Raw genomic sequence first — 25,844 nt, 5'->3', positions numbered from 1 at the left:
CTTGCGCGGCCGCGCGTTCCGACGAGGACATGTGCGACTTCCCGCAGGCCGAGGCGGAAGGCATGGTCGCGCGCTTCGAGCACCCGACCGTGGGCGCCTATCGCGGCTTCACCCGCGGCTGGAAGTTCGGCCGCACGCCCGGGCCGGAGCCGTTCGCGGCTCCGGCGCTGGACCAGCACGGGGAAGAGATCAGGACCGAGGCGGATCGCGCGTAGTCACCGGACTACGGCTCTTCGGTGGGATTCTTCGGCTCCCTGGGGTCCGCCTCGCGTTCCTTGCGGCCTTCGCGCACCAGGCGCGCCGTCTCCTCCAGCACGGCATCTTCGGACGCGCGCGGGATCGGTTCGTCTTCGCTCTCGGTGCTGTCGTATCCGTCCTCGGGCCGGCTGCGGTTGGGTTGGGTTGGCATCGTTTCTCCTTCGCTCGAGCTCCGCATTCTCGGGCGACCTGCGGCACGGCCAGCAGGCGGCCCATGCCGCACGCGCGCGTAGGCCATGGCCTACTTCGGCGGTACGCGGAGCCCCCGGCTCAGACGACCTTGCGCAGGATGGCGTCCATCTCGTCGCGCGTGAACGCGCGCAGCGTCTGGCAGCGCACGTTCCCGGCCGACGCGACGGCCAGGGTGAACGCCGAAGCCGTCGCGTCGTCGGGCGCCTCGCACAGCAGCACGACGTCGTTTGGGCCTTGCGTCCAGAAGACGTCCCGCACCTTCACGCCGTATTTCGGGGCCGACTCGCGCACGGCATCCGCGCGCTTGACGGTGTCCTTCACGGTGCGCAATCCCTGCTCGGTGAACGTGGCCAGCGCAATGTAGGTCGCCATGGTGTGTCCTCCTGCGCGCACGTTGGTTCATGCATCGCGGCAACGCGCTCGCGAGGCGGGGTTCGTGCGGCGCAGCAACACTAGGCGCTGGATCCGCCCATTTCAAGGCGAAATCCGCGGCGGCACCGGCGTGCCGGGCGGGACACGCTATTCGAGGGTGAAACCGACCTTCACCGTCACCTGCCAGTAGGCCACCTTGCCGTCGCGGATGTGCCCGCGTGTTTCGACCACCTGGAACCACTGCATGTTGCGCATCGTTTCATGCGCGCGGGCGATGGCGGTGTTCACCGCATCCTCGATGCCGTTGGGCGACGACCCGGTGAGCTCGAGCGTCTTGTACACGTGGTTGGACATGGCGTTCACCCCCGCCGGAAGTCTAGGAAGTTCGCGCGCGGCTTCAAGGCCGTCCGACATGTGGCGTCACTTGCCGGCCTTCGCGCCGGCCTTCGCTTCCGTCTTCGCCTCCGCCACCTTCATGTCCTTGACCTGGGCCGGCACGTCGAGGGAGCCGAACAGCTGCTGCGGCGTCTTCGTCTCCGGCAGCACGTAGACGAAGGCGCCGTACTTCGCCACCGCGGGCCGCAGCACCTTGTCGTAGTAGTCGCGCGGCACGTTGACGCAGCCGTTCGAGATGCGGTTGTCGTCGCTCTCCGGCGTGGCCATGCGTTCGAACCGCCGTTCCTCCTCCTTGACCTTGCGAATGCGATGCATGGAGACGGCCGCGTCGTAGTCGATCCAGATGATGTCCTCGCCGTGGTTGTTCTTGCCGGGCCTCGCGAGGAAGCGGCCGGCCGGTGTCGTCTTCTCCTCCTCCTTGATCTGCGACAGCGGCTTGCTGCCGATGCCGGGCGCGCTGGTGTCGCCCACCGCCGAGCCCAGGAGCACGGGGGCATCCTGCTTCAGCTTGCCCTGCGGATCGAACACGTACATGCGCGCGTTCTTCTTGTCGATCAGGACGAAGGCCTTCTTCTTCGCGTTGCGCGTGGAGGAGACCCAGTTCGCCACCTGCACCACCTCGTCGGGTGCCTCTTCCTTGCCGAAATCGGCGAGCGGCCCGGGCTTCAGGTCTTCCTTCTTCTTCGCGGTGGCCTTCTTGCCCGGCTTCACCTTGGGCCTGTCGGCCTTCTTCTTGTCCGCGACCTGCACGCTGGGCGTGGCATCGGTCGCGGCGGAGGCCGCGGGCGCGGCGAACACGGGGGCAGCCAGGAGGACGGCGCCGAGGAGCAGGCCCTTGCGAAGGGCCGCAGCGAGGGGGGAGCGTGCCTCGTCGCGAAGCGGTTCGTGGAGGGTGTGCATGTCTTGTTTTCCGGGGTCGTCTTGAAGCTGGAGCCACCTTAAGACGCGCCCCCACGCGGGCGGGTGCGAGCGCGGCGGCAGCCCATGTAGGAATGCCGCGTCCCGCGTGTCGGACCTTCGTCACACCGGAGATCGGTGCACCTGCTACGCTGCATGCCGATGGACGAACTCCCCCACAGTGCCGCCGCGGATCGCAACAAGGCACCGATCCTCGCCGTGCTGCGCCGCGTCCTGGGAACGCGGGGCCGGGCGCTGGAGATCGCAGCGGGGACGGGCCAGCACGCGGCCTTCTTCGCCGCAGCATTTCCCGGGTGGACGTGGCAGCCGACGGACGCCGACGCGGACCTGCTCGCTGCGATCGCGGGACGGATCGTCCAGGGAAGGCTCGACAACGTGCTGCAGCCTCTGCAGCTCGATGTGACCGCGGACCCCTGGCCGTTGGCGCCCGGCTTCGACGCGATCTACTGCGCGAACATGCTGCACATCGCGCCCTGGGCGGCCTGCGCGGGGCTGATGCGCGGCGCCGGCCGGCTGCTGGCGCCGCAGGGCGTATTGATCACGTACGGCCCCTATCTGGAGGACGACGTCCCCACCGCCCCGGGCAACCTGAGCTTCGACGCGAGCCTGCGTGCCCGCGATTCCGGCTGGGGCATCCGGCGGCGGGAGGATGTGGAAGCGCAGGCGCGCGACGCGGGCCTGGCGCTGCGCGAGCGGCACGCGATGCCGGCGAACAACCTGCTGCTGGTGTTCGGCCGGATCGCGCCCGCGGGCCACTGACTCAATAGCGGTAGGGGTCGTACGGGCGGCGGTCGTAGCGGTTCGGCACGCCGTCGCGGTCGGCATCGCCGTAGGGACCCCGGCGATGGCCGTGGTGGTACCCGCGGTTGTAGCCGTTGTAGTAGCCCTGTCCGCCGTAGTAGCCCTGGTCGTAATACGCCGGGCGCGGCACCACGTACACGGGCTCGGGCTGCACGTACACCGGCTGCGGCTGCACGTAGACGGGCGCCGGTTGCACGTACACCGGAGCGGGCTGCACGTAGCCGTAGGGCACGCCGATGCCGATGGAGAACTGCACGTCGGAGCGCGCCTGGGCCGCGGGAACGGCGGCCAGGGCGGCGAGGCCGATGGCGCCGGCCAGCAGCGGTTTGGCGAGGGTGATGCGGTTCATGGAAGGCTCCTCGGTTGCGATGACCGCATGTTGATCCTTTCGAAATGAACCGAAGCTGAACGGCAACGTCCCGAGCCAACAGACACACTCCGTAGCGGTTTCGCCGCCACAATGGGCTCCACCATGGATCGCAGGCTGTTCCTTTCGGCGCTCGGCGGCTGGCCTGCCGCGCCGCTGTTCGCCCAGGCCCCGGAGCCGCGGCCCCGCCGCAAGGTCTCGGCCGGCGAACTTTACGAAGCGGTGTCCCGGCAGTTCCCGAAACGGGTCGGCCTGCCCGGCCTGCTGCAGATGGAAGTGAGCGCACCCGGCCTGCTGTTGCTGCCCGCGCGCAACAAACTGGGCGCCTCGCTGGCCGCCCGTCCCGAAGGACCCGGCATGTCCCTGCTCGAAACCGGCGAGGTCGACGTGGTCTTCGCGCTGCGCTACGAGCGGCGGGACCGCTCGATCCGCGGCCACGACGCCGAGGTCCTCGACGTGCGCCTGCCCGGCCTGCCGCCGGACTTCATGCGGATGCTGCGGCAGCACCTGTCGCAGTCGGCCCGCGAGGGCTTCGGCGAGATCGTGCTGCACCAGTTCACCGACCGCGAACTGGCCCTGCCCGACACCATGGGCTTCGAGCCGGACCGCCTCACGGTGCTCGAAGACGGGCTGCTGGTGGAGTTCGCGCCCAAGGCGCGGGTGCCGCGCGGAGCCGACACCGGGCGCTGAACTACTTCACGCCGGCCTACCGTACGTCCCCGCCAGGCGGCCAATGGTCTCCCGGCGCCCTTTGGACGATGGTGCCGGAAGCGGCAATTGCTTCCAATCGTGAACCGTACCCGGCATGGGCCGGGGTGGAACGTCGGGGAGCCATGTTCAATCTGTTCGCTGCACTCCCGGGGAAGCTGCGAGCGTCCGGCAGCACGCCGGACACCGGAAAACGGCCGAATGCCTCCAGCAGCATCGGCGGCACCGCTTCGCGCAAGCAGCTCCTCGCCGTGGTGCTGAAGGAAACGCTGCTGCGCAACAAGGTGCCCGCGACGTGGCTGGGCATCGAGTTCTTCCGCACGATGGATCGCAGCGGAACGCGCACCGACGGCATCCACGTGCGCCTGCTGCTGCGCGAGGACCGGCCGGAACTCGCGGCCCTGATGCTCGTGCTGGAACGCGACTTCCGCCGGCGGCTCACGATCATCGACCACCAGGCGATCGAATGGCTGCAAGGCGTGTCCTGGCAGTTCGACGTGCCGGAAGAAGATCCGCTGACCGAACCCGCCGGTGCCACGGCGGCGCCGGGGCAGGAGCCACCGGCGCCGTCGCTGCGCGCCGGAAGGCCGCGGCAGGCGCCCGAGTTCACCTACGCGCATACCTCGCCGGCCCCCCTCTGACCTGAACGTCCTGCCCGGCCGTCGTCCCGCGCCGGTGCTGCAGCACAATGGGCCATGGACGACATCCGCATCGCAGACAACCCCACGCGCCATCGCTTCGAGCTGCAATCCGGCAACGAGGTGGCGGCCTTCTCCGAATACAACGAGCTGAAGGGCTCGCTGCTCTTCACGCACACCGAGGTGCTGCCCGCCTTCGAAGGCAAGGGCTTCGCCAGCCGCCTGATCGCCCACGCGCTCGACGACGTGCGCAAGCGCGGCCTGCATGCGATCCCCGCCTGCCCCTTCGTCGCGGGCTACATCCGCAAGCATCCGGAATACCTGGACTTGGTGACCGAAGAAAGCCGGCGGGCGTTCCTGCGCTGAGCGTCAGCGCTTCACTGCAGCCGGTGGCGTTCGACGGCTCTCGCGTCCCACGCCAGCCCGCTGCCGGGTTTCTCACCGAGAGGCCAGCAGCCGTCGACGATCTTCATCGGCTCCGCCGCGATCGCGTCGGTCCAGTCCACGTACTCCAGCCAGTGCGCGGTGGGCGTCGCGGCGAGCAGCTGCGCGCTGACTTCGGGCATCAGGTGCGAGCTCATGGGGATGCCGTGCGCCTCGGCCACGCCCGCCGCCTGCATCCAGCCGGTGACGCCGCCGATGCGGGCGACGTCGGGCATCACGAGGTCGCAGGCCTGCGCCTGCAGCGCGCGCAGCAGGTCCTTGGGTCCGTCGAAGTTCTCGCCGATCTGCAGCGGCAGGTCCAGCGCACGGGCGATCTCCGCGTTGCCCGGCAGGTCGTCGTGGCGGATCGGCTCTTCCAGCCAGGCGATGCCTTCGGACTGCAGTGCGCGTCCACGCTCCAGCGCCTCGACACGCGACAGCGCCTGGTTGTAGTCCACCATCAGCTGCACGCGATCGGCCAGGCGCCGGCGCACCGCGCGCGTGACGGCGAGGTCCTCGGCGAGCGTGGCGTAGCCCAGGCGCAGCTTCACCGCCTGCATGCCGCCTTCGAGCAGGGCTTCGGCTTCGTCGGCGGCGGCCTGCGGGCTCATGAGGCCGAGGCCGCAGGAGTTGTACGCGCGCACGGGACGCGGCGCGGCGCCGAGCAAGGTGCACAGGGGCACGCCGGCAGCGACGGCCATCGCATCCCACAGCGCCATATCGAAAGCGGACAGCGCCATGCGCACGATGCCGGTCACGCCGATCAGCGCGAAGCGGCGCTGCAGCTTCGCCGCCATCGTCACCGGCGCGATCCGTTCGCCGCGCACGATGTCGGCCGCGTCTTCCACCGCCGCCGCGATCGGCTTCGCGCCGCTGCGGCGGTAGCAGAACACGTAGGAGCGTCCCGTGACGCCCTCCTCCGTCTGCAGCTCCACCAGCAGCAGCGGCGCGGCACGCACGGTGGCGGCGCTGGTGCCCAGCACGTAGCGCAGCGGCACCTCCACGGCGGTGCAGCTCACGCCGCGCAGGCGCAGGTCGGACAGCGGGTGGGCCTCAGGCATGGCCGCCTCCCTGGGCGTGCAGCGCGAGGATGTCGGCGATGGCGCGGTTCGCCGGCGTAGGCACGCCCTTCTCGCGCCCGAGCTCCACGACGCCACCGGAGAGCCAGCGCACTTCCAGGCGGTTGCCGCGCTGCAGGTCGTGGTGCATGGAGGACGTCATCTGCGGCGACACGGTGTCGGCGCGCTCCAGGGCCGTGCGCACGTAGTCTTCCGGCAGGTCGACGCCGTGCGCGCGGCCCACGCTCACCACTTCCTGCATCACGTCGACGAGGAAGGCGCGCGTCTGCGGGTTGGCGCGGATCGGGCCGATCGTGCTGCGCATGGTGCTGGTCGTGCCGGAGAGGCCGACGAGGAACACGTACTTCTGCCAGATCTCCCGCAGGATGGACGTCGAGAATTCGGCCTGGATGCCGCCGGCGAGGCAGGCGGCCAGCAGCGCTTCGCCGCGTGCGGATCTCGAGCCGTCGAACTCGCCGAACAGCAGCCGCTGCATGGGGCCGGTCTGGCGGATCACGCCGGGCTGCTCGATGGTGGTGGCCACGTAGCCGACGCCGCCCATGACCTGCTTCGGGTCGAAGGCGGCGCGCAGGTACTGGTCCTTCAGCACGCCGTTCTGGAAGGAGATGAGGGTGGTGTGCGGTCCGACCATGGGCCGCAGCTGCGCGATCGCCTGCTCGGTGTCCCACAGCTTCACCGCGAGCATCACCACGTCGACCACGCCCACCCGCGCCGGCTGGTCGGTCGCCTGCACCTTGCGCAGGTGCAGCGGTTCGGGACCTTCGATGCGCAGGCCCTCGCTGCGCATCGCCTCCAGGTGCCTGCCCCGCGCGATGAAGTGCACGTCGGCGCCGCCTTGCGCCAGACGTGCGCCGAAGTAGCCACCGAGCCCGCCCGAACCCATGATTCCGATGCGCATCGCTTGTCTCCTTGTGGTGCTATGGTAGCCCCATCATGCAGCGCACCCTTCCTTGCGGCGAGCGCATCCCCGCGCTGGGCCAGGGCACCTGGTACGTCGGCGACGACCCCGCGCGGCGCCGCGACGAGATCGCCACCCTCCGCCGCGGCCTCGACCTCGGTCTCACGCTGGTGGACACGGCGGAGATGTACGGCGACGGCCGCTCCGAGAAGCTGGTGGGCGAGGCGATCGCCGGACGCCGCGACGAGGTGTTCCTCGTCAGCAAGGTCTATCCGCACAACGCGTCGCGCCAGGCGATGCGCCGCTCCTGCGAGGCGAGCCTGCGGCGGCTCGGCGTGGAGACGATCGACCTGTACCTGCTGCACTGGCCGGGCACGGTTCCGCTCGCCGAGACGGTGGAAGCGTTCGAGTCCCTGCGCGGCGACGGCAAGATCCGGCACTGGGGCGTGAGCAACTTCGATGCGGAAGGCCTGCAGGAGCTGTGGCGCACGCCGGGCGGCAACGCGGCGCAGACGAACCAGGTGCTCTGCAACCTCGGCGAGCGCGGCACCGAATGGGACCTGCAACCGTGGATGCGCGAGCACCGCATGCCGCTCATGGCCTACTCGCCATTCGACCAGGGACGGCTGCTGCGCAAGCGCGGCCTGGCCGCTTTCGCGCGCGAGCACGGCATGACGCCCTCGCAGGCCGCGCTCGCGTGGCTGCTGGCACGCGACGAGGTCATCGCCATTCCGAAGACCGGCACCCGCGCGCGGCTGGAGGAGAACGCGGGCGCGCTGCAGAAGCGGTTGACCGCGGCGCAGCTCGCGGAACTGGACCGCCTCTTTCCGCCGCCGGACGGGCCGACGCCGCTGGCGATGCTCTGAGGTTGCATGGTGGGCAAGCGAGCTTGCCCACCCTACAGGACATCGGCACATGTATTCCCCGTAGGGTGGGCAAGCTCCGCTTGCCCACCATTGGACGCAGAATGACCGCCCCACCCTGATCGACCCGGAGGTCCCATGCCCTCACCGCAAGACGTCTCCGCCCGCCGCCGCGCATTCCGCGACCTGCACGCGTCCGGCTGCTTCGCGATCCCGAATCCCTGGGACCCCGGCAGCGCGCTCTATCTGGAGAAGCTCGGCTTCCGCGCCCTCGCGACCACCAGTTCCGGCGCGGCCTGGCGGCACGCGAAGGCCGACGGCCAGATGACGGTCGAAGAAGTCCTGCTGCACCTGCGCGAGATGGTCGCGGCGACGCGCCTGCCGGTGAACGCGGACTTCGAGGGCGGCTTCGCCGAAGACGCGGCGGGCGTCGCGCGCAACGTGCGCCTGGCGATCGAGACCGGCGTCGCCGGCCTCTCGATCGAAGACTCCACTGGCGAACCGGACGTCCCGCTGCGCGACCTGCCGGATGCCGTCGAACGCATGCGGGCCGCGCGCGCCGCGATCGACGCGGCCGGCGGCGAGACCCTGCTGGTGGGCCGCGCGGAGAACTTCATCGTCGGCCGCCCCGATCTCGACGACGCGATCCGGCGCCTGCGCGCTTATGCGGAAGCCGGTGCCGACTGCCTGTACGCACCGGGCATCAAGACGCGCGAGCAGATCGCCGCGGTGGTGGCCGCGGTCGCGCCGAAGCCGGTCAACCTGCTGATCGGGTTCGCGACCGAGCTCACGCTGCACGACATCGAAGCGCTCGGCGTGCGGCGCGTGAGCGTCGGCGGCGCGCTGGCGCGCACGGCCTGGGGCGGCTTCATGCGCACGGCCGAAACGATCGCGCGCGAAGGCCGGTTCGACGGCTTCGCCGCCGCTGCGTCGGGCGCGGAACTGAACCGCCTCTTCCGGGGCGATCGCAGCTGAGTCACGCTGCCCGTCGCGCGACGATTCCTACACCGCGTGGCCGTCGCCGGCCGCATGGCCGGCTGACGCCCTTTCGCGCGCGGCTCAGTCCAGCGCGCGGATCACCCGGCACGGATTTCCCGCCGCGAACACGCCGGCGGGGACGTCGCGCGTCACCACGCTGCCCGCGCCGATCACGGCGCGATCGCCGACCGTCACGCCCGGCAGGACGATCGCGCCGCCGCCGATCCAGACGTCGCTGCCGATGTCGACGGGGCGCCCGTACTCCTGCTGGCGCCGCAACTGCGCATCCATCGGATGCAACGGGGTGTAGACCTGCACGGCGGGACCGAACAGCGTGAACGAGCCGATGCGGATGCGGCACACGTCCAGCAGCACGCAATTGAAGTTGAAGTAGACCTTCTCGCCCAGTTCTATGTTGGCGCCGTAGTCGCAGAAGAAGGGTGAGGTCACGTACACGCTGTCGCCGCCGGCGCCGAAGAGCTGCTGCAGCAGGGCCTGGCGCTCGGGATCTTCCACCGTCAGCGCGTTGACACGCGCGCACAGGGTGCGGGCCCGGTCGCGTCCGGCCACCAGCTCGGGATGCTGCGCGTCGTACAGCTCGCCGGCGAGCATCTTGTCGCGTTCGGAGGGCATCGGGCCATTGTGGCCCGCGTCGCGCGATTCAGGGTGCGCCGAAGTCGACGGGCTTGCGGTACACGGCGTTGCGCTTGACCACGCGAAAGCCGCAAGCCTCGTACAGCCGCGCCGCGTCGTGCGCGTTCTCGCCGTCGACGCCGAGTGCCGACTCGTCCATGCCCGCCTCGCGTTGCGCGCGCAAGGCACGGAGCACCAGCGCCCGCGCCAGGCCGCGCCGGCGCCACGGTGCACCCACGCTGATGAACTCGGTGTAGCCGCGGCGGCGCTGCTGCGTCTCGTTCTGTTCGGCGTCGATCCAGGGCTTCACCTGCCCCGCGACCTGGCGGCTCTCCACGTGCCACGCCACCTGCCACAGGTGCGGCTGGAAGGTGCGCGACTTCTGCCAGCCCTCGAAGTACTCGGGCTTCTGGCGCGCCATGCCCCAATGGTCCTGCAGCGCCGTGATGTGCGCGTCGTAGATCGCGCGCAGGTGCTCCGTCTCGACGGGCCGGATCTCGAAGCCCGCCGGCAAGGGGACGTCGGGGATGTCGTCGAGGCCGCGCCGCTCCATCTCCAGGAAATGGCGCACCGGCCGGTAGCCCGCCTTGCGCAGGAGGTGCATGCGGTCCTGCTCGCCCTCGGTGACGAAGGCATGGTGCAGCCACGCCGGCGCGTGCGGATGCGCGCGCGCGATCTCGCGCTGCCGTCTTTCGAGCCACTGCAGCAGCACGGTGCCCACGCCGCGCCGGCGCCAGTCCGGATGCACGAAGGCGAGCTGTCCCTGCACGAAGGCGCCGTCGTCGGCCGTCCAGTCCCAGGTGCGCGCGTAGCCCACGAGTTCGCCGTCGATCTCCGCCATCCGGATGTCGCGCGACGGATCCCACGACGTGAAGGCCGCGTAGTCGCGGCGCATGTCTTCGGGCCGGCGCACCGAATGCTGGCCGTCGGCTGCGAAACTCGCGTTCGCCACCCGCGCCATCAGCGGGAAATCGGCATCGCCCGCGAAGGGGCGCAGCCGCAGGCCGGGGACGGAAGACGCGTGCGTGGCATCCATCAAAACATTGTGCCGGGCGTTCGCAACGATCGGCAGGGCTGCGCCCTAGCACACCGCCGCGACCGGCCACTTCACAGATCGCGTGGAGAAGCCTGTGGACAACGGTGGGGCTTGGTGGCCGGAGCGAGCACTGGCGCGGCCCGCAGCACGATGCTGCTTTGGTGAGCAGCCCTCGCCGACCGTCGATCTTTCCTGCGGTAGCGTGGTGCCCGGGAGACATCCCAGGCGACAGGCGGCTCACCAGCCGGCCAGCCGTTCCCGCAGCTGCGCCTTCAGCGCGTTCTCCGCAAAGCTCGCCTCGATCGACGTGCGCGCGACGTCCCGCAGTACCTCGTCGTCCCAGCCGAACGCTTCGGCGCAGAGTGCGTACTCGCGCTCCAGGCTGGTGCCCAGCAGCGCGGGATCGTCGGTGTTGATCGACACCGGCACGCCGGCGCGACGCAGGCGGTCGATCGGATGTTCTTCGAGCGAGGGATAGACCTTCAGCACGAGATTGGAAGTCGGGCAGATGCCGAGCGGGATCTGCCGCTCGACCAGCAGCGCGACCACCGACGGGTCTTCGATCGCACGCACGCCATGGTCGATGCGATCGGCGCCGAGCAGTTCGATGGCATCGCGCACGCCCTCGGGGCCACTCGATTCGCCGGCATGCACGGTGCGGCGCAAGCCGGCGGCCGCGGCGCGCCGGAAGGCGTCGGCGAAGCGGGGACCGGTGCGGCCCGCGGTGGCCTCGTTGCCGTCGATGGACAGCGCCACCACGCGCGGATGGCGCAGCGCGACCAGTTCGTCGACCACCTGCGCGGCGGCCTGCGCCGACTGCGTGCGCAGCAGGCTGATGCACAGGCCGACGCGCGGCAGTCCCTCCTGCTCCGCCGCGCGGAAGCCCGCGTCGAGCGCGTCGATCATCTCCGGCAGGCGCGCCACCCAGTGGCGCCAGTGCGTCGGGTTGACGATCAGGTCGGCATAGCTGGCGCCGCTGCGGTCCATGCGCCGGCTGAAGTCATGCGCCGCCTCGGCCAGTTCCTCGCGCGTGCGCACCAGGCCGCACGCCCAATCGAGGAAGTCGAGGAAATCGGCGAGGCCCTGGAACTCGAAGAGCCGCTCGAGGGGCCGCGGCATCGTCTCGCCGTGGCGGCGCGCCCATCGTTCGAGCAGGGGTGCGTCGAAGCAGCCTTCGAGGTGGACGTGCACCTCGGCACGCGGCAATGCGCGCAGGCGGGAGAGGTCGGGAGCGGGCATGGTCGGGTCCCGGAGTGTGTAGCGCGATCATGCATGACGGGGCCTTCGCGAACCCCCACGCTCCACATGGCCAACGCGCTCGGCGCCCTGGCTGGGCAGCGTGGCGATCAGCGCGGGGCTGGGATGGACCTCCACCGGCTGGGTGGGTGCCCTGCTGGCGGTCGCGGGGCTGTGCGTGTTCGGCCCGGGCCCGCGCGCCGATGTTCAGGCCTCCGGCGCGCCGGACAAGGTCCGCATCGACGAGCGCACCCAGTCCTTGTAGTCCTCGAACTTGCAGAAAGGTGCGTCGTCGAGCTCGGCCGCGCGGATCACCTCTTCGGGCGTGGCGCCGGCCTTGAGCCCGGCGTACATGTAGGCCACGGCGGAAGCCCGCGGGCCGGTGCGGCAGGACACCAGCGTCGGCCGCGGCAATGCATCGAGCGCCTCCACGTGCTGGCGCGCGAGGTCCAGGTCGAGGACGCGCGGCGGATCGCTCGCCACGCGGGCGCTGTGGGGCACGGCCTCCTGCACCTGCGCGTACGACATGCCACCCGGCATGGAGGCGAATTCGTCGCCGACGATGAACAGCCAGGAACGCGCGGCGCGCTCCTTCGCATAGGCGACCGGGTCCTCGATCTTCGACCGGTTGAACATCAGGTCGCCGGGCAATTGGAAGTCGGCCATGGTGGTCCTTTCGAGGTGTCTGGGCCGGATGATGGCATCAAGCGAGCCGGCGCGCCGCCGCGTCCATCCGCCGGCACGCTTCCTTCAGCTTGTCCAGCGACGTGGCGAACGACACGCGGAAGTACGGCGACAGGCCGTAGCCGGTCCCCTCCGGCACGGCGACTCCCGACTCGAGCAGGTACGCCCCGACATCCACGTCGGTGGCGAGCTCCTGCCCGGCCGGCGTGCGCCGCCCGATCCAGCCCGCGCACGAAACGTAGATGTAGAACGCGCCATCCGGCCGCGTGCACGACAGGCCCGGGATCGCCTCCAGCAGCGGCAGCACGGCGTCGCGCCGCTGCTGGAACTCCGCGCAGCGCTGCGCGACGATCTCCTGCGGGCCGTCGAGCCCCGCGACCACCGCGGCCTGGCTGATGGAAGACGGATTCAGCGAACACTGGGCCTGCATGCGGGCCATCGCGCGGACCAGGCTCGAAGGGCCGGCGCCGTAGCCCAGGCGCCATCCGGTCATCGCGTAGGTCTTGGACGCGCCGTTGACGACGAGCGTGCGCTCCGCCAATTGCGGCGCGGCCTCGGCGAACGTGACGAAGCGGCGGTCGTCGAACACGATGTGCTCGTACATGTCGTCCGCCAGGATCCACACGTGCGGATGGCGCTCGAGCACCGCGGCCAACTCGCGCAACTCCCCGGGCGAATACACCGCACCGGTGGGATTCGAAGGCGAGTTGAGCATCAGCCACTTCGTGCGCGGCGTGATCGCGGCATCGAGCTGCGCGGGCTGGAGCTTGAAGCCGTTCTCCGGCCCGGTGCGCACCCAGACCGGCACGCCTTCGGCGAACTCCGTCATGATCGCGTACGCCACCCAGGAGGGCGCGGGGATCACGACTTCGTCGCCCGGGTCGAGCGTCGCCATCAGCGCGTTGTAGAGGACCTGCTTGCCGCCCGCGCCGGCGGAAATGTTCTCCGGCTTGAACGAGAGGCCGTTCTCGCGCCGGAACTTGGCGACGATCGCCTCCTTCAGTTCCGGCGTGCCGTCGACGGGCGTGTAGCGGGTCTGGCCCTCGCGCATGGCGCGGTGGGCCGCTTCGATCACGTGGTCGGGCGTCGCGAAATCGGGTTCGCCCTGCGAGAGCCCGATGATGTCCACCCCGGCGGCGCGCAATTCGCGCGTGCGCTGGGCCGAGGCCGCCGAGGCCGAGATGCGGGCGCGGGCGACGCGTGCCGAAAGGAACGCCACCTAGTTCACCACGATCCCGGCTTCGCGCACCACCTTGGCCCATTTCACCCGCTCGCGGGCGATGTGCTCGCTGAAGGCTTCGGGCGTGCCGCCCACCGCCTCGGCGCCCTGTTCCGCGAGCTTCTGCCGCATGTCCGGCTGGGCGAGGATGGCGTTGATCTCGCGGTTCAGCCGCGCGACCACTTCGGGCGGCGTGGCGGCCGGCGCGGCGATGCCGCTCCAGGACAGCGATTCGTAGCCGGGCACGCCGGATTCGGCGACCGTCTTCACGTCGGGCAGCGCGGGCGTGCGCTGCAGGCCCGTGACCGCGAGCACCTTCACCTTGCCGCCCTTGATGTGGCCGACGGCGCCCGGCATGTTCTCGAACATCATCGACACGCGTCCGGAGATCACGTCCGGCATGGCCTGGCCGCTGCCCTTGTAGGGGATGTGGAGCAGGTTCGTGCCCGTCATCAGGCGGAACAGTTCCGCCGACATGTGCGTCGATGCGCCCGACCCGGAGGACGCGAAGGACAGCTTGCCGGGCGCGGCTTTCGCCGCGGCGACGACGTCGTCCACGCTCTTGAGCGGGGAATCGGCGGGCACGATCAGCACGTTGGTGATCGACGCGATGTAGATGACCGGCTTCAGGTCCTTCTCGGCGTCGTAGCCCGGGTTCTTGTACATGGCGTTGTTGATCGCCATGACGCCGGTGGTGGCCATCAGCAGCGTGTAGCCGTCCGCGGGCGCCTTCGCCACGGCGTCGGCGCCGATGTTGCCGCCGGCGCCGGGCTTGTTGTCGATGACGACGGGCTGGCCCAGCGCCGTCGCGAGGCGGTCACCTACGAGCCGCGCGAAGATGTCGGTGGATCCCCCCGGGGCGAACGGGACCACGATGCGCAGGGGGCGTGACGGCCACGTTTGCGCCTGGGCGCCGGGCAGGGCCGCGGCGAACAGGGCGAAGCCCGTGAGCGCCGCGAGAAGTCGTGCACGCATCCTGCTACCTCCTGGGGGCTGGGCCGTCGGCCCGAGGCGCGCAGTATCGCGCCGGGCAGGAATCGCGCGAGAGGGGGATTGTCCTAACTACGCGCCGCTGCCCTGCGAACCCTCGTCGCGCGCCTTCGCCGCCGCGGCGCGCAACTTGTCCTTCTTGCTGGGACGCCTGCCCTTGATGCCGCCGGTGCCCGCATCCGCCGGCGCAGGCAGTTCCACCTCCACCGGCTCGAAGCCGGCGACCTGCTCGCGCGCCAGGCGCACGTCCTGCCGCTTCTCGATCAGCCGCATGTGCGCCTCGGTGCCCGCGCTGACGAAGCTCAGCGCCACGCCGCGCGCGCCCGCCCGCGCCGTGCGGCCGATGCGGTGCACGTAATCGTCGGTCGAGCGCGGCAGGTCGTAGTTGACCACTACGTCGAGGCCGGGGACATCGATGCCGCGGGCGGCGAGGTCGGTCGTCACGAGCACGTCCAGGGCGCCTTCGCGGAAGTCCTGCAGCACGCGCGTGCGCTGCGACTGGCTCATCTCGCCGTGCAGCGGCGCCGCCTGCACGCCGCGGCTGGCGAGCTTGTGCGCGACGTGCTCGGTGGCGTAGCGGGTGGCCACGAACACCAGCACGCGGCGCCAGCTGCCCTGCTCCACGAGGTGGCGCAGCAACTCCGTGCGACGCGGGGCGTCGACCGCGATGGTCCGCTGTTCGATCTCCGGAACCGCCTCGACCTGCGAGGCGGCTTCGACGCGCACCGCCTCGTGCAGCAGGGCATCGGCCAGGGCCTGCACGTCCTCCGGGAAGGTCGCCGAGAACAGCAGGTTCTGGCGCCGCGCCGGCAGCGCGGCCAGCACGCGTTCGCGCTCGGCGGCGAAGCCCAGGTCCAGCAGGCGATCGGCTTCGTCGAGCACCAGCACTTCGAGGGCGTCCAGCCGCAGCGCATTGCGATCGAGCAGGTCGAGCAGGCGGCCCGGCGTGGCGACGACGATGTCCGCGCCACCGCGCAAGTGCAACATTTGCGGGTTCACCGAGACGCCGCCGTGCACCACCGCGATTTTCAGCCGCCGATCGGAAGGCGGGTCCAGGCGCAGGATCACGTCGCCCACCTGTGCCGCGAGTTCACGGGTGGGCACCAGCACCAGCACGCGCACGCGCCGGAAGGCACGCTGGCGGCCGGCCAGCAGCCGCTGCAGCAGCGGCAGCACGTAGGCCGCGGTCTTGCCGGAGCCGGTGGGCGCCAGCCCGAGCAGGTCCTGGCCGCGCAGCAGGGGCGGGATGGCCTCCACCTGGATCGGCGAAGGCACATGGAAGCCGGCCTCCGCGCACGCCTGGGCGAGCGCCGGCGACAGGCCCAGCGACGCGAACGTCACAATCGGATCCGCGGCTTCAGCCGCCCACCGACAGCAAGCGGGCGATGGCCGCCACGTGCGCGTCCCCGAGGACCTGCGGCTTCACCTCGTCCTCGGCGGCCGATTCGTTTTCCTGGTTTTGCACGGCGGCCCGCATGGCGTCCTCGTTGGCCCAGACCATCACGTCGTTCTTGGGGCACATGTGCCTCAGCGTGTGGTACCAGTAGTAACCGTCCGCCCCGCCGAACAGCTTGTCGATGCCGGCGAGGTCATTGGACTTGATCCGGTGCTTCTGCAGAATCTCGTCCAGCACTTGGTGGGAAAGGATGATCGGAATGGGAATGTCTCGCGCGCGGGTGCCTCTAGGGGCAAGCATTGTACGGGGACAGGCCCTTCCCGGTGCCGCCGACCCCGGGCTGGCACAGCAGCAATCGCGCTTCGACGTCCTGGTGCAGGACGTCGCGCACTGGCGCGCCTTGGTCGCCGAGTGGACGGAGAGGATCGCGCGCTACCGGCAGTCCGTCGAGCCGGTGCGCCGCGAACTGCATGCGGCCTGGCGGGAATGGGTGTTCGCGCTGGCCCACGCCAGCCTGCAGGCTGGACTGTCGCGCACCGAGCGTGCGCAACTGGACGAGCTGGTGCGCGAAACCGCGGCAGCCCTGCTGGCGCTGGAGGACGATGCCGAGATCGCGGCCGTCGCGAGCCGGCATGCCGAGGAGGTGGCATCCACGCCCGCCCCGCGTCGGGACGCCGATCCGGAGCTCCTGGAGGACCTGGCGCAGGACTGGGAGCAGCAGGCCGCCGCGGCCGCCGCCCAGCGGGCCGAACGGGCGGCGAAGCGGCGCGCGGCCGGTGTCGCCCAGCGGCGCAGGAAAGAGGAGCAGGAGGTGTCCCGCTCGCTGCGCGACGTGTACCGCCGGCTCGCCAGCGTGTTGCACCCGGATCGCGAGCCGGATGCGCAGCAGCGTGCGCACAAGACGGCCCTCATGCAGCAGGCCAATCAAGCCTATGCCGACGAGAACCTGCTGGCCCTGCTGGAACTCCAGCTGCAGGCCGAGCAGATCGATGCGGCGCACCTGGCGTCGGTAGACCGCCGGCGGCTGCAGCACTACGTCATCGTGCTGCAGGAGCAGCTGGCGGAGCTGCAGTCCGAGGCCCGGCGGCTGGAGTCCGGCTTTCGCGCGGCCACCGGCCTCGCGGCCGGGTCGGGCCTGCAGCCGCGCAAGGCGGACCGGGTGATCTCGTCGGAAGCGCAGCGCTTGCGCGACGAGCTGCTGCTGTTGCGCCGCCAGACCCGGTCGTTGCTGGACGGAGAAAACACGAAAGCCTGGCTGCGCGAACAGCGCAAAACGACGTGATGCGGCCCTAAAATCGCGGCACCTCGGGATCCCCGGGGCAACTGCAAACAGACTAGACGAACATGGCAACTGCGAAGAAGTCGGCGAAGGCCGCCACCAAGACCAAGGCTCCTCGGGCCAAGGCAGCAAAGACCGCGACCAAGGCCGCGGGCAAGACCGCGCGCGCCAAGCCGGCCGCCGCCGGCCCGATGAAGCCCATCAAGGAAGCGTTCAACAAGAGCGGCCTCGTCAACCACATCGCCGACAACTCCGGCGTCGAACCCAAGGCGGTCAAGGCCGTCATGGCGGCCCTGGAAAGCACGATGGTCGCGTCCGTCAACCGCAAGGGCGCCGGCAGCTTCGTGCTCCCCGGCCTCCTGAAGGTCACCGCCGTGGCCGTTCCGGCCAAGAAGGCGCGCAAGGGCATCAACCCCTTCACCAAGGAAGAGACCGTCTTCAAGGCGAAGCCCGCTTCGGTGAAGCTGAAGGTCCGTCCGCTCAAGAAGCTGAAGGACGCCGCAGCGTAAGCCGCGGATCCCGATGCAAGACGGCCGCCTCGAAAGGGCGGCCGTTTTGCTTTCGGCAGGGCGATCGCCTCAGTCCGCCTTGATCCCCAGCGCGCGCACCATCTTGCCCCAGCGCTCCATGTCGCCCTGGAACACCTTGGCGAATTCCTCCGGCGTCGACGGGGCCGGCTCCATGCCCAGCTTGACGATCGCGTCGCGCACGGCCGGCTGCTTCACCACCTGGCCGATCTCCGACGCGAGCCGCTTGACCACCGGCGCCGGCGTGCCGCCGGTGGTGAACACGCCGTACCACGTCAGCACGGTGTAGTCCGGCAGGCCGGACTCGGCGACCGTCGGCACGGTGGGCAGCTGCGGCACGCGCTGCGGGCTGGTCACCGCGATGATGCGCACCTTGCCGCTGGCGGTCGCGGCGATCGCGGCCGGCAGGCCGGCGAAGTTCACCTGGGCCAGGCCGGCCATCACGTCCTGCAGCGCCGGCGCGTCGCCCTTGTACGGGATGTGCGTCATGCTCACGCCGGCCATGCTCTTGAAGTATTCGGTGCCCAGGTGCGCGCCGGTGCCGTTGCCGCCCGTGCTGTAGTTCAGCTTGCCCGGGTTCTGCCTGGCGTACGCGATCAGCTCGGAGATGTTCTTCACGGGCAGTCCGTCGTACACCACGACGGCCAGCGCGGAGCGCGAGATCAGCGTGACCGGCTGGATGTCCTTGGCCGCGTCGAAGGGCAGCTTGCTGTAGATGGCCGGCGCGATGGTCTGGCCGCCGGTGGATCCGAGCAGCAGGACCTGGCCCTTGGGCGTGGCGCGCGCCATCTCGCCCGCGGCGACGTTGCTGCCCACGCCCGGCTTGTTCTCCACCACCACGGTGGTCTTGATCTGCGCCTGCAGCGGCGTGCTGATCAGGCGCGCGATGGCGTCGTTGGCGCCGCCGGGCGCGAAGCCCACCAGCAGGCGGATCGGCCCTGCCGGCAGTTCGTCGGCCAGCGCGGGGAGGGAGCCGGCGGCGAGCACGGCCAGGGCAAGCATCCTGAACAACTTCACGGGACTTCCTTTCGGTTTGAGCATACGGGTTCAGCGGCCGGCGGCGAGCGCGCGCACTTCCGACTTGAGGGTTGCGCGCGCGGCCTGCAGCGCGCCGCGCCGGGTCTGCGCGTGGTCCTGCACGCGGGCCAGCTGGCGCTGCAACTCGCGCACGCGGGCGCGCACGAGCTCCGGCGCGGGGCCGCCCCCCTGGCGCCGTTCGGCGGTGGTGAGCGCCGGGTCGAGGCTGCGGCGCACCACTGCGTCGCCCAGGTTCACCGCTCGGCCGATCTCCGCGACGCAGGCTTCATCGACCATCACTGAAGTGATCTCGTGCGCCGCCAGCTTCGCGTCCATGGCGGCGCGCACCACCGCGCCCACCACGTGGTGCGCCTCGCGGAACGACAGGCCGCTTTCGCGCACCAATGCGTCGGCCAGGTCGGTGGCGGTGCAGAAATCGTTGCGGGCCCGCTCCAGCATGGCGGGCGCGTTCGGCGTTCCGGTGCGCAGCACCAGCGCCAGCAGCTTGAAGATGCGAACGCATTCGTCGCCCGACTCGAAGAAGCCGCGCATGGTCTCGCGGTTGCCGTCGCCGGTGTGGGTGAAGTTGACGCCCTTGACGGTGGCCATCGCCCCGGCCAGCAGGCCCGTCAGCTGGCCGGCCTTGCCCTTGAGCGACTCCAGCACGATCGGATTCTTCTTCTGCGGCATGATGCTGGAGGTGCCCGCGACGCTGTCGGGAAAGTCCACCAGGCCGAACTCGTGGGTGCACCACACGTAGAAGTCCTGCGCCACGCGGCTCGCGCTCACCGCGGCGATCGTGAACGCCGACATCAGCTCCAGTGCGTAGTCGCGCGAAGCCACCGCATCCAGCGCATGCGGCGCGGCGCCGCCGAAACCGAGCAGCCGTGCCGACTCCTGCGGCAGGATGCCGAACGAAGTGCCGGCCAGTGCGCCGGCGCCCAGCGGGCAGCGTTGCAGCACGGCCTGCGCCGCCTGCAGCCGCTCCAGGTCGCGCGCCAGCGATTCCGCCACGCCCAGCAGCCAGTAGCCGTAGGTGATCGGCTGGGCCGGCTGCAGGTGCGTGTAGCCGGGCATCACGACGTCGGCGTAGCGCTCGGCATTGGCCAGCGCCGCGGCGCAGGCCTCGCGGCCGGCGTCCAGCAGATCCAGCACCAGCGCCCGCGTGCGCATGCGGTCCATGGTGGACAGGATGTCGTTGCGGCTGCGCGCCACGTGCAGGCAGCCGCCCACGTGCGCGCCGGCGATGCGCATCAGGTGCGCTTCGAAGTTGAAGTAGGCGTCCTCGATCGCGGGGTCGAGCGGCACGCTGGCCGCGCCCTCTTCTTCCATCCGCAGCAGTGCCGCGGCGAGCGTGGCGCCATCGGCGGCGGGCAGCAGGCCGGCGCGCGAGAGCATCACCAGGTGGGCCTGGTTGACGTCGGAGAGATGCGCGAACACCGCCGGGAAGTCGCGGGCGAGCCGCGGGGCGTAGACGTGTTCGCAGACTTCGGGGGCCGTCCCTTCGGACAGGCGGCGACTGACTTTCGATTCCATTGCGGGGCAGTATCGGAACGGCCCACAATGCGGTCAAATCACAAGTTATCGGACCTGCATTCAGATTTGATATGCAGGGCACCGTCCTGGAGCCGCATGGATTTCCGCGAGATCGAAGCCTTCCGTTCCGTCATGCTGACGCGGTCCATGACGCTGTCGGCCGCCGCCCTGCACACGTCGCAGCCGAACGTCAGCCGGCTGATCGCGCGGTTGCAGAAGCAGACGGGCTTCCGCCTGTTCCAGCGCGTCGGCCTGCGGCTGGTGCCCACGCCCGAGGCGGAGGCGCTCTACGACGAGGTGCAGCGCGCCTTCGCCGGACTGGGTGCGATCGAGGCCAGCGCCGCGGCGATTCGCGAACAGGGCTCCGGCGGCTTGCGCATCGGCGCATCCGCCGCGCTCTCGCTGGGCGTGCTGCCGGCGGCGATCCGGCTGTTCCGCCAGCGCCGGCCCGACGTTGCGATCAAGGTGCTCACGAGCGACTCGGCCACCGTCTGCAAGTGGGCGGCCGCGGGCCAGTGCGACTTCGGCCTGGCCTCCTTCGTACCCGACATGCCGGAGCTCGCGGTGGAACTGCTGCACCGGGAAGACGGGCTGTGCATCGTGCCGGCCGGCCATCGGCTGGCGAAGAAGCGCCGGATCAAGGCGGCCGACCTCGATGGCGAATCCTTCATCTCGCTGGGCGCCAGCGATCTCGCACGGGCGCAGATCGACGCCGCCTTCAGCCCCGATCGCCGCCGCATGAACCTCGAGACGCCCTACGCCGCGACGATCTGCACGATGGTCGGCATGGGATTGGGGGTGAGCGTGGTGAACCCGATGGTGCTGCGCTGCCTGCCGCTGCCGAACGTGGTGGCCCTGCCCTTCGCGCCGGCGGTGGACTTCCGCTGCTACTGGGTGCGTGCAGGGCACCGGCTGGAAAAGGAACTGGCGCAGGAGTTCATGCGGTGCGTGAGGGAAGGCTTCGCGCCGGGGGCGGCGGGCAGGCGGGGCGGCCAGGGTTCAGCCCGGGCAAGTCCTGTTGACAAGCCGGAAAGCGGTGGTCTACCCTTGGTAAGACCACGGTAAGGCAGCCGGTCGAACCGGACTGCCGCATGTCGCAAGGGGCCCCCTCGAATGTCCAGAGACGAAGCACGTTCACCGCACGCGATCGCGGTGCCACGATGGCCGGCGATCGGCCTCGCGAACGACCACGCGGGATTCCTGCTGAAGGGATTCGTCAAGGGCGTGCTCGCGCAACACTGCGACCAGGTCATCGATGTCGGGGCGAACTCGGACGCGCCGGTCGACTTTCCCGATGTCACGCGCCAGGCGATCTCCCTCATCCGCGAGGGAAAGGTGAAGCGGGTCATCCTCGTCTGCGGCACCGGCGCGGGAGCCTGCATCGCGGCGAACAAGATCCCGGGCATTCGCGCCGCGGTCTGCCACGACACGTTCGTGGCCCGCCAGGCGGTCGAACATGACGACGTCAATGTCCTGTGCATCGGCGCATGGATCATCGGCCCGCAGGTGGCCCGCGGCGTGATCGAAACCTTCCTGGCCTCCGAATTCAGCACGGAAGAACATTTCCGCCGCCGCGTGGAAAAGCTCGCGGAGCTCGAGCGCGAAGCGGCGCAGTCGTTCAAGCGATGACCAGGCCGATCAGGATCGTCCAGCAGGCCGACGCGAACGAAGATGGCTACGAACGCGTGTTGTCGTTCCTTCGCGACCAGCTGGTGTCGGGCCGCCTGAAGACCGGCGATCGCCTGCTGCCGGAACGCGACCTCGCCAGTGCGCTCGGCGTCAGCCGGCCGGTCATCCGGGAGGCCCTCACGGCGCTGTCCACATTGGGAGCCGTCGAGATCCGGCGCGGCTATGGGACGGTGGTCCGGGAGCCGAACTTCACGGCGCTCGCCGACTACTTCAGTCTCGTGCTGGCCCAGCAAGCGGGCGCCGTCGACGACGTGATGCAGGCGCGCATCGCGATCGAGCGGCAGGCGATCCGGCTGGCGTGCTCGCGCGCCCTCGCGCCGGACCTGGAAAGACTGTCGCAAGCGCTTCAGGCCATCAAGGCCACCATCGACGATCCCGTGCGGGGCGGCGAGGCGGACTTCCACTTCCACACGATGATCGTGGAGGCGGCCCATTCCCCGGCGCTTTCCAGCGTCTACGCGGCCGTCGCCAAGTTGCTTCAACAGTCGCACCTGTCGCGCAGGCAGGTGATTGCCAGCGTCCCCCAGGTCGACGCGTATCTCATCGACCATCACGAGGCCATCCTGCTGGCGATCGGGCGCAGGAACCCCGCCGAGGCGGACGCCCTGCTGGCAGAGCACTTCGAGATCGGCGCGAACCTGCGCGAGGATGCCGCTGCCGCGGATGCGCAACGGCGCGGCACCAAGCGCAGCACGCAACGGGCATGACTCCCCAGATCGTCGTCTTCGGCAGCCTGAACATGGACCTGATGGTCCGCGTGGCCAGGGCTCCTCGCGGTGGCGAGACGCTCCAGGGACTGGGCTTCATGACGAACCCCGGCGGCAAGGGTGCCAATCAAGCTGTCGCCTGCGCCCGCCAGGGCGCCAGCGTCGCGATGGTGGGCTGCGTGGGCCAGGATGGCTTCGGCGAGACCTTGCGCCAGGCCCTCGCTTCGGATGGCATCGACGTCAGCAATGTCCGCGTCGCAGGGGCGAACACCGGCGTCGCGGTCGTGATGGTCGATGCCGAGGGCGAGAACCGCATCACCCTCGTCCCCGGCGCCAATGACTTGCTGAAGGCCGAACCTGCGGCCCTCGCCGGGCACTACCTGCTCCTGCAGTGCGAAGTGCCAATGCCCGAAGTCGTCCTTGCGGCCAGCATCATGCGAGCGAAGGGAGCGACCGTGGTGATGAACCCGGCGCCGGTCTGTCAGCTCCCCGATGAACTCTGGTCCTCGATCGACATCCTCGTGATGAACGAGATCGAGGCGGCGGAACTGGCGGGCCTGCCGGTCACCGATCCCGCCAGCGCGGCGATCGCTGCGTCTTCCCTGCGCCGGCGCGGACCGGCCACGGCCATCGTGACCCTGGGCAGCCAGGGAGTGGTGGTCGCTGACGACAGCGACAGCGGCTGCCGCCACTTTGCCGCGCTTGCAGTCAAGACGGTCGACACCACGGCCGCGGGCGACACCTTCATCGGCGCCATGTGCGCTGCGCGCGTTGCCGGGCATTCCACCGATGCCGCGGTGATGCGGGGAATCCAGGCGGCCACGCTGTGCGTCACACGTCCCGGCGCGCAGGCATCGATCCCGCGGCATCACGAGCTGAAGGACGTGCAGCAAGTCGGAGCCCCCGTGGCCCTTGCACCGTGACCTACAAGTTCGACTTCAGCAGCGTGCTGGCGCAATGGCCGCTCTTCGTGCACGGCGCCTGGCTGACCGTCAAGCTGTCGCTCGCGGCGACGCTGCTCGGCCTGTTCATCGGCACCTTGTGCGCCATCGGCCGCGGGAGCCGCAACCGCTTCGTGGCGCGCTCCTGCGCGATCTATGTCGAGGCGATCCGCAACACGCCGATGCTGGTGCAGATCTTCCTCGTGTATTTCGGGCTCGCCAGCATCGGCCTGAAGGTGCCCGCCTTCGTCGCCGCCGTGCTGGCCATGGTCATCAACGTGGGCGCCTACACCACGGAGATCATGCGCGCGGGCATCGAGTCGATCCACAAGAGCCAGATCGAGGCGGCGGAGTGCCTGGCGCTGTCGCGCGCGCAGGTCTACTGGCACGTGATCCTGCGGCCGGCGACGGAACGGGTCTATCCCGCGCTCACCAGCCAGTTCGTGCTGCTGATGCTGGCGACATCCATCACGTCGCAGATCTCGGCCGAGGAGTTGACGGCGATCGCCAACCGGGTGCAGTCGGACACCTTCCGCTCCTTCGAAACCTACGGCGTGGTCGCGGTGTTCTACCTCCTGCTGTCGCTCCTGATGCGCGGTGCGTTCTGGGCCGCCGGCCAGGCGCTGTTCACCCGCCGCCGCAAGCTCGGGACGCCGCTGTGAACATCGCCTTCAACGCGAATCACGTCGCGTACCTGCTGCAGGGAGCGGGCTGGACCCTGGTTCTTTCGCTCATCGCATTCGCCGGCGGCGGGCTGGCCGGATTCGTCGTGGCACTGTGCCGCATCTCGCCCATCGGGCTGCTGCGCTGGCTTTCCACCGCCTACGTGCAACTGGTCCAAGGCACGCCGCTGCTGATCCTGATGTTCCTGGCGTACTTCGGCCTCAGCATCGTCGGCCTGAGCCTGCCGGCGCTGGTGGCGGCCGGCATCTCGATGACGATCTACGTCAGCGCGTACATCGGCGAGATCTGGCGCGGCTGCATCCAGGCCGTGCCGCGCACGCAATGGGAAGCCGCGGAATGCCTGGCACTGTCCCGGGTACAGCGGATGCGGCTGGTGGTGCTGCCGCAGGCCTTGCGCATCGCGACCCCGCCCACGGTGGGCTTCATGGTGCAGATCGTCAAGAACACCTCGCTGGCCTCCGTGGTCGGCTTCGTCGAGCTCGCCCGCGCCGGCCAGGTGGTGAACAACTCGCTGTTCGAACCGTTCCTGGTCTATATGCTCGTGGCCGCTCTTTATTTCCTGCTTTGCTTCCCGCTGTCGTGGTGGAGCCGGCAGCTGGAGCGCCGCCTGGTGGTGGCCCATCGCGTGGAGGCCGCTGCGGCATGAGCATGATCCAGCTGGATAACGTGCACAAGAGTTTCGGGGCCCTGAAGGTGCTCGATGGCGTGAGCTTCGAAGTGAACAAGGGCGAGGTGTTCGCCATCATCGGCCGCAGCGGCTCCGGCAAGAGCACCGCGCTGCGCTGCATCGACCGGCTGGAGCGCATCGACCAGGGCCGCATCCAGGTGTGCGGGCACGAGGTGAGCGATCCCAAGCTGGACTTGCGCCAGCTGCGCCGCGACGTCGGCATCGTCTTCCAGAGCTACAACCTCTTCCCGCACCTGACGGCCGAGCAGAATATCATGCTCGCTCCGACCTGCGTAAAGAAGCTCGGCAAGGCCGCCGCCCGCGATCTGGCGCGCGAGGTGCTGAGCCGCGTCGGCCTCGAAGCCAAGGCAGAACATTTTCCGGAACAGCTTTCCGGCGGCCAGCAACAGCGCGTGGCGATTGCCCGCTCCCTGGCGATGAAGCCGAAGCTGATGCTCTTCGACGAGGTGACATCGGCGCTCGATCCGCAGCTCACCGGCGAAGTGCTGAAGGTCATGGAGGATCTTGCCCGCGGTGGGATGACGATGATCCTCGTCACGCATGAGATGGCGTTTGCCCGCAAGGTAGCGTCGAAGGTCGTCTACATGCATCAGGGCCAGGTCTGGGAAACCGGGCCGGGCGCGATGCTGGACAATCCGCAGACGACGGAATTGCGCGAATTCGTGGGTAGCGGTCTCTAAGGCCGCAACGG

General features: G+C 69.9%; 33 protein-coding genes and 1 pseudogene. 17 read left to right on the top strand and 17 right to left on the bottom strand.

Features of this window, described 5'->3' with window-relative positions:
• Window positions 1-215: CoA transferase (locus VF522_RS14140; RefSeq protein WP_330908920.1), on the top strand; the 215-nt coding region annotated here is incomplete at its 5' end.
• A gap of 8 nt (window positions 216-223) precedes the next feature.
• Here the strand turns inward: VF522_RS14140 and VF522_RS14135 are convergent.
• The 4 genes from VF522_RS14135 to VF522_RS14120 form a co-directional block, all read right to left on the bottom strand.
• Window positions 224-409: a hypothetical protein gene (locus VF522_RS14135; protein WP_330908919.1), complete on the bottom strand. Its 186-nt coding sequence runs from the start codon at window positions 407-409 to the stop codon at window positions 224-226.
• Between the two features lie 119 nt (window positions 410-528).
• Complete coding sequence (locus VF522_RS14130) at window positions 529-822, bottom strand: GYD domain-containing protein (RefSeq protein ID WP_330908918.1); 294 nt, start codon at window positions 820-822, stop codon at window positions 529-531.
• Window positions 823-969: 147 nt separating this feature from the next.
• Window positions 970-1,176: a dodecin gene (locus tag VF522_RS14125; RefSeq protein ID WP_330908917.1), complete on the bottom strand. Its 207-nt coding sequence runs from the start codon at window positions 1,174-1,176 to the stop codon at window positions 970-972.
• Window positions 1,177-1,242: 66 nt separating this feature from the next.
• Window positions 1,243-2,118 carry a hypothetical protein gene (locus tag VF522_RS14120; protein WP_330908916.1) on the bottom strand — a complete coding sequence of 292 codons (876 nt, stop codon included), beginning with the start codon at window positions 2,116-2,118 and terminating at the stop codon, window positions 1,243-1,245.
• Window positions 2,119-2,277: 159 nt separating this feature from the next.
• Between VF522_RS14120 and VF522_RS14115 the strand changes: the two genes are divergently transcribed.
• The gene (locus VF522_RS14115) at window positions 2,278-2,895 is read left to right on the top strand and encodes a DUF938 domain-containing protein (protein WP_330908915.1); all 618 of its coding nucleotides are present in this window, start codon (window positions 2,278-2,280) and stop codon (window positions 2,893-2,895) included.
• A gap of 1 nt (window position 2,896) precedes the next feature.
• Here the strand turns inward: VF522_RS14115 and VF522_RS14110 are convergent, their stop codons facing one another.
• Complete coding sequence (locus tag VF522_RS14110; protein WP_330908914.1) at window positions 2,897-3,286, bottom strand: hypothetical protein; 390 nt, start codon at window positions 3,284-3,286, stop codon at window positions 2,897-2,899.
• 123 nt (window positions 3,287-3,409) lie between these two features.
• Here VF522_RS14110 and VF522_RS14105 point away from each other — a divergent pair, with 123 nt between their 5' ends.
• The 3 genes from VF522_RS14105 (at window position 3,410) to VF522_RS14095 (ending at window position 5,016) form a co-directional block, all read left to right on the top strand.
• Window positions 3,410-3,994 (top strand): DUF1439 domain-containing protein, encoded by a 585-nt coding sequence (locus VF522_RS14105; protein ID WP_330908913.1) that lies wholly within the window; start codon window positions 3,410-3,412, stop codon window positions 3,992-3,994.
• A 143-nt stretch (window positions 3,995-4,137) separates the two neighbouring features.
• Entirely contained in the window at window positions 4,138-4,653 is a 516-nt protein-coding gene (locus tag VF522_RS14100; protein ID WP_330908912.1) for a hypothetical protein, read from the top strand.
• Between the two features lie 54 nt (window positions 4,654-4,707).
• Window positions 4,708-5,016 carry a GNAT family N-acetyltransferase gene (locus tag VF522_RS14095; RefSeq protein WP_330908911.1) on the top strand — a complete coding sequence of 103 codons (309 nt, stop codon included), beginning with the start codon at window positions 4,708-4,710 and terminating at the stop codon, window positions 5,014-5,016.
• 11 nt (window positions 5,017-5,027) lie between these two features.
• On the opposite strand, the gene VF522_RS14090 is transcribed toward VF522_RS14095, so the two are convergent.
• Window positions 5,028-6,134, bottom strand: coding sequence for an enolase C-terminal domain-like protein (locus VF522_RS14090; RefSeq protein WP_330908910.1), 1,107 nt, complete (start codon window positions 6,132-6,134; stop codon window positions 5,028-5,030).
• On the bottom strand, window positions 6,127-7,050 hold the full coding sequence (locus VF522_RS14085; protein WP_330908909.1) for a 2-dehydropantoate 2-reductase: 924 nt from the start codon (window positions 7,048-7,050) through the stop codon (window positions 6,127-6,129). The genes VF522_RS14090 and VF522_RS14085 overlap by 8 nt, the downstream gene beginning before the upstream one ends.
• Before the next feature lie 32 nt (window positions 7,051-7,082).
• Between VF522_RS14085 and VF522_RS14080 the strand changes: the two genes are divergently transcribed.
• Together VF522_RS14080 and VF522_RS14075 are read left to right on the top strand one after the other, a co-directional pair.
• Entirely contained in the window at window positions 7,083-7,916 is an 834-nt protein-coding gene (locus tag VF522_RS14080) for an aldo/keto reductase (protein ID WP_330908921.1), read from the top strand.
• Between the two features lie 135 nt (window positions 7,917-8,051).
• Window positions 8,052-8,888, top strand: coding sequence for an isocitrate lyase/phosphoenolpyruvate mutase family protein (locus VF522_RS14075; protein WP_330908908.1), 837 nt, complete (start codon window positions 8,052-8,054; stop codon window positions 8,886-8,888).
• Window positions 8,889-8,972: 84 nt separating this feature from the next.
• On the opposite strand, the gene VF522_RS14070 is transcribed toward VF522_RS14075, so the two are convergent.
• The 3 genes from VF522_RS14070 to add form a co-directional block, all read right to left on the bottom strand.
• Window positions 8,973-9,524: a sugar O-acetyltransferase gene (locus tag VF522_RS14070; protein ID WP_330908907.1), complete on the bottom strand. Its 552-nt coding sequence runs from the start codon at window positions 9,522-9,524 to the stop codon at window positions 8,973-8,975.
• 28 nt (window positions 9,525-9,552) lie between these two features.
• Window positions 9,553-10,560: a GNAT family N-acetyltransferase gene (locus VF522_RS14065; protein WP_330908906.1), complete on the bottom strand. Its 1,008-nt coding sequence runs from the start codon at window positions 10,558-10,560 to the stop codon at window positions 9,553-9,555.
• Between the two features lie 237 nt (window positions 10,561-10,797).
• Entirely contained in the window at window positions 10,798-11,799 is a 1,002-nt protein-coding gene (add, locus tag VF522_RS14060; protein WP_330908905.1) for an adenosine deaminase, read from the bottom strand.
• A 63-nt stretch (window positions 11,800-11,862) separates the two neighbouring features.
• Between add and VF522_RS14055 the strand changes: the two are divergent.
• A pseudogene (locus tag VF522_RS14055) lies at window positions 11,863-12,061 on the top strand (hypothetical protein); the annotation flags it as partial.
• On the opposite strand, the gene VF522_RS14050 reads toward VF522_RS14055, so the two are convergent.
• From VF522_RS14050 to VF522_RS14030, 5 genes are all read right to left on the bottom strand, one after another.
• Window positions 12,004-12,462: a hypothetical protein gene (locus tag VF522_RS14050; protein ID WP_330908904.1), complete on the bottom strand. Its 459-nt coding sequence runs from the start codon at window positions 12,460-12,462 to the stop codon at window positions 12,004-12,006. The pseudogene VF522_RS14055 and the gene VF522_RS14050 sit on opposite strands and share 58 nt — an antisense overlap.
• A 37-nt stretch (window positions 12,463-12,499) precedes the next feature.
• Window positions 12,500-13,699, bottom strand: coding sequence for a pyridoxal phosphate-dependent aminotransferase (locus tag VF522_RS14045; protein WP_330908903.1), 1,200 nt, complete (start codon window positions 13,697-13,699; stop codon window positions 12,500-12,502).
• Window positions 13,700-14,674 carry a tripartite tricarboxylate transporter substrate binding protein gene (locus VF522_RS14040; protein WP_330908902.1) on the bottom strand — a complete coding sequence of 325 codons (975 nt, stop codon included), beginning with the start codon at window positions 14,672-14,674 and terminating at the stop codon, window positions 13,700-13,702.
• Between the two features lie 87 nt (window positions 14,675-14,761).
• The gene (locus VF522_RS14035) at window positions 14,762-16,030 is read right to left on the bottom strand and encodes a DEAD/DEAH box helicase (protein WP_330908901.1); all 1,269 of its coding nucleotides are present in this window, start codon (window positions 16,028-16,030) and stop codon (window positions 14,762-14,764) included.
• A gap of 16 nt (window positions 16,031-16,046) precedes the next feature.
• Entirely contained in the window at window positions 16,047-16,322 is a 276-nt protein-coding gene (locus tag VF522_RS14030) for a hypothetical protein (protein ID WP_330908900.1), read from the bottom strand.
• 136 nt (window positions 16,323-16,458) lie between these two features.
• Between VF522_RS14030 and VF522_RS14025 the strand changes: the two genes are divergently transcribed.
• Together VF522_RS14025 and VF522_RS14020 are read left to right on the top strand one after the other, a co-directional pair.
• Window positions 16,459-17,367: a J domain-containing protein gene (locus tag VF522_RS14025; RefSeq protein WP_330908899.1), complete on the top strand. Its 909-nt coding sequence runs from the start codon at window positions 16,459-16,461 to the stop codon at window positions 17,365-17,367.
• A gap of 62 nt (window positions 17,368-17,429) precedes the next feature.
• Window positions 17,430-17,873, top strand: coding sequence for an HU family DNA-binding protein (locus VF522_RS14020; RefSeq protein ID WP_330908898.1), 444 nt, complete (start codon window positions 17,430-17,432; stop codon window positions 17,871-17,873).
• Between the two features lie 69 nt (window positions 17,874-17,942).
• On the opposite strand, the gene VF522_RS14015 is transcribed toward VF522_RS14020, so the two are convergent.
• Both VF522_RS14015 and argH read right to left on the bottom strand, forming a co-directional pair.
• Complete coding sequence (locus VF522_RS14015; protein ID WP_330908897.1) at window positions 17,943-18,908, bottom strand: tripartite tricarboxylate transporter substrate binding protein; 966 nt, start codon at window positions 18,906-18,908, stop codon at window positions 17,943-17,945.
• Between the two features lie 30 nt (window positions 18,909-18,938).
• Complete coding sequence (gene argH, locus VF522_RS14010; protein WP_330908896.1) at window positions 18,939-20,444, bottom strand: argininosuccinate lyase; 1,506 nt, start codon at window positions 20,442-20,444, stop codon at window positions 18,939-18,941.
• A gap of 96 nt (window positions 20,445-20,540) precedes the next feature.
• On the opposite strand from argH, the gene VF522_RS14005 reads away from it, so the two are divergent.
• From VF522_RS14005 to VF522_RS13975, 7 genes are read left to right on the top strand one after another with little or no spacing between them, the layout of a single operon-like run.
• On the top strand, window positions 20,541-21,509 hold the full coding sequence (locus tag VF522_RS14005) for a LysR substrate-binding domain-containing protein (protein WP_330908895.1): 969 nt from the start codon (window positions 20,541-20,543) through the stop codon (window positions 21,507-21,509).
• 48 nt (window positions 21,510-21,557) lie between these two features.
• Window positions 21,558-22,073 (top strand): RpiB/LacA/LacB family sugar-phosphate isomerase, encoded by a 516-nt coding sequence (locus tag VF522_RS14000; RefSeq protein WP_330908894.1) that lies wholly within the window; start codon window positions 21,558-21,560, stop codon window positions 22,071-22,073.
• Complete coding sequence (locus VF522_RS13995; RefSeq protein ID WP_330908893.1) at window positions 22,070-22,840, top strand: FadR/GntR family transcriptional regulator; 771 nt, start codon at window positions 22,070-22,072, stop codon at window positions 22,838-22,840. The genes VF522_RS14000 and VF522_RS13995 overlap by 4 nt, the downstream gene beginning before the upstream one ends.
• Complete coding sequence (locus tag VF522_RS13990) at window positions 22,837-23,763, top strand: ribokinase (protein WP_330908892.1); 927 nt, start codon at window positions 22,837-22,839, stop codon at window positions 23,761-23,763. Before VF522_RS13995 ends, VF522_RS13990 begins: the two co-directional genes overlap by 4 nt.
• Entirely contained in the window at window positions 23,760-24,443 is a 684-nt protein-coding gene (locus VF522_RS13985; protein ID WP_330908891.1) for an amino acid ABC transporter permease, read from the top strand. The genes VF522_RS13990 and VF522_RS13985 overlap by 4 nt, the downstream gene beginning before the upstream one ends.
• Window positions 24,440-25,111 (top strand): amino acid ABC transporter permease, encoded by a 672-nt coding sequence (locus VF522_RS13980; protein WP_330908890.1) that lies wholly within the window; start codon window positions 24,440-24,442, stop codon window positions 25,109-25,111. The genes VF522_RS13985 and VF522_RS13980 overlap by 4 nt, the downstream gene beginning before the upstream one ends.
• Window positions 25,108-25,833, top strand: a complete 726-nt coding sequence (locus VF522_RS13975; protein ID WP_330908889.1) for an amino acid ABC transporter ATP-binding protein — start codon at window positions 25,108-25,110, stop codon at window positions 25,831-25,833. The genes VF522_RS13980 and VF522_RS13975 overlap by 4 nt, the downstream gene beginning before the upstream one ends.
• The last annotated feature ends 11 nt before the right edge of the window (window positions 25,834-25,844 follow it).

The organism is Ramlibacter sp., assembly GCF_036383835.1.
Classification (GTDB): domain Bacteria; phylum Pseudomonadota; class Gammaproteobacteria; order Burkholderiales; family Burkholderiaceae_C; genus Ramlibacter.
This window is presented reverse-complemented; position numbering and strand designations above follow the sequence as displayed.

Coding starts and splice junctions, on each gene's coding strand:
- VF522_RS14135 (WP_330908919.1), bottom strand. CDS start 409: ATGCCAACCCAACCCAACCGCAGCCGGCCCGAGGACGGATACGACAGC.
- VF522_RS14130 (WP_330908918.1), bottom strand. CDS start 822: ATGGCGACCTACATTGCGCTGGCCACGTTCACCGAGCAGGGATTGCGC.
- VF522_RS14125 (WP_330908917.1), bottom strand. CDS start 1,176: ATGTCCAACCACGTGTACAAGACGCTCGAGCTCACCGGGTCGTCGCCC.
- VF522_RS14120 (WP_330908916.1), bottom strand. CDS start 2,118: ATGCACACCCTCCACGAACCGCTTCGCGACGAGGCACGCTCCCCCCTC.
- VF522_RS14115 (WP_330908915.1), top strand. CDS start 2,278: ATGGACGAACTCCCCCACAGTGCCGCCGCGGATCGCAACAAGGCACCG.
- VF522_RS14110 (WP_330908914.1), bottom strand. CDS start 3,286: ATGAACCGCATCACCCTCGCCAAACCGCTGCTGGCCGGCGCCATCGGC.
- VF522_RS14105 (WP_330908913.1), top strand. CDS start 3,410: ATGGATCGCAGGCTGTTCCTTTCGGCGCTCGGCGGCTGGCCTGCCGCG.
- VF522_RS14100 (WP_330908912.1), top strand. CDS start 4,138: ATGTTCAATCTGTTCGCTGCACTCCCGGGGAAGCTGCGAGCGTCCGGC.
- VF522_RS14095 (WP_330908911.1), top strand. CDS start 4,708: ATGGACGACATCCGCATCGCAGACAACCCCACGCGCCATCGCTTCGAG.
- VF522_RS14090 (WP_330908910.1), bottom strand. CDS start 6,134: ATGCCTGAGGCCCACCCGCTGTCCGACCTGCGCCTGCGCGGCGTGAGC.
- VF522_RS14085 (WP_330908909.1), bottom strand. CDS start 7,050: ATGCGCATCGGAATCATGGGTTCGGGCGGGCTCGGTGGCTACTTCGGC.
- VF522_RS14075 (WP_330908908.1), top strand. CDS start 8,052: ATGCCCTCACCGCAAGACGTCTCCGCCCGCCGCCGCGCATTCCGCGAC.
- VF522_RS14070 (WP_330908907.1), bottom strand. CDS start 9,524: ATGCCCTCCGAACGCGACAAGATGCTCGCCGGCGAGCTGTACGACGCG.
- VF522_RS14065 (WP_330908906.1), bottom strand. CDS start 10,560: ATGGATGCCACGCACGCGTCTTCCGTCCCCGGCCTGCGGCTGCGCCCC.
- add (WP_330908905.1), bottom strand. CDS start 11,799: ATGCCCGCTCCCGACCTCTCCCGCCTGCGCGCATTGCCGCGTGCCGAG.
- VF522_RS14050 (WP_330908904.1), bottom strand. CDS start 12,462: ATGGCCGACTTCCAATTGCCCGGCGACCTGATGTTCAACCGGTCGAAG.
- VF522_RS14040 (WP_330908902.1), bottom strand. CDS start 14,674: ATGCGTGCACGACTTCTCGCGGCGCTCACGGGCTTCGCCCTGTTCGCC.
- VF522_RS14020 (WP_330908898.1), top strand. CDS start 17,430: ATGGCAACTGCGAAGAAGTCGGCGAAGGCCGCCACCAAGACCAAGGCT.
- argH (WP_330908896.1), bottom strand. CDS start 20,444: ATGGAATCGAAAGTCAGTCGCCGCCTGTCCGAAGGGACGGCCCCCGAA.
- VF522_RS14005 (WP_330908895.1), top strand. CDS start 20,541: ATGGATTTCCGCGAGATCGAAGCCTTCCGTTCCGTCATGCTGACGCGG.
- VF522_RS14000 (WP_330908894.1), top strand. CDS start 21,558: ATGTCCAGAGACGAAGCACGTTCACCGCACGCGATCGCGGTGCCACGA.
- VF522_RS13995 (WP_330908893.1), top strand. CDS start 22,070: ATGACCAGGCCGATCAGGATCGTCCAGCAGGCCGACGCGAACGAAGAT.
- VF522_RS13990 (WP_330908892.1), top strand. CDS start 22,837: ATGACTCCCCAGATCGTCGTCTTCGGCAGCCTGAACATGGACCTGATG.
- VF522_RS13975 (WP_330908889.1), top strand. CDS start 25,108: ATGAGCATGATCCAGCTGGATAACGTGCACAAGAGTTTCGGGGCCCTG.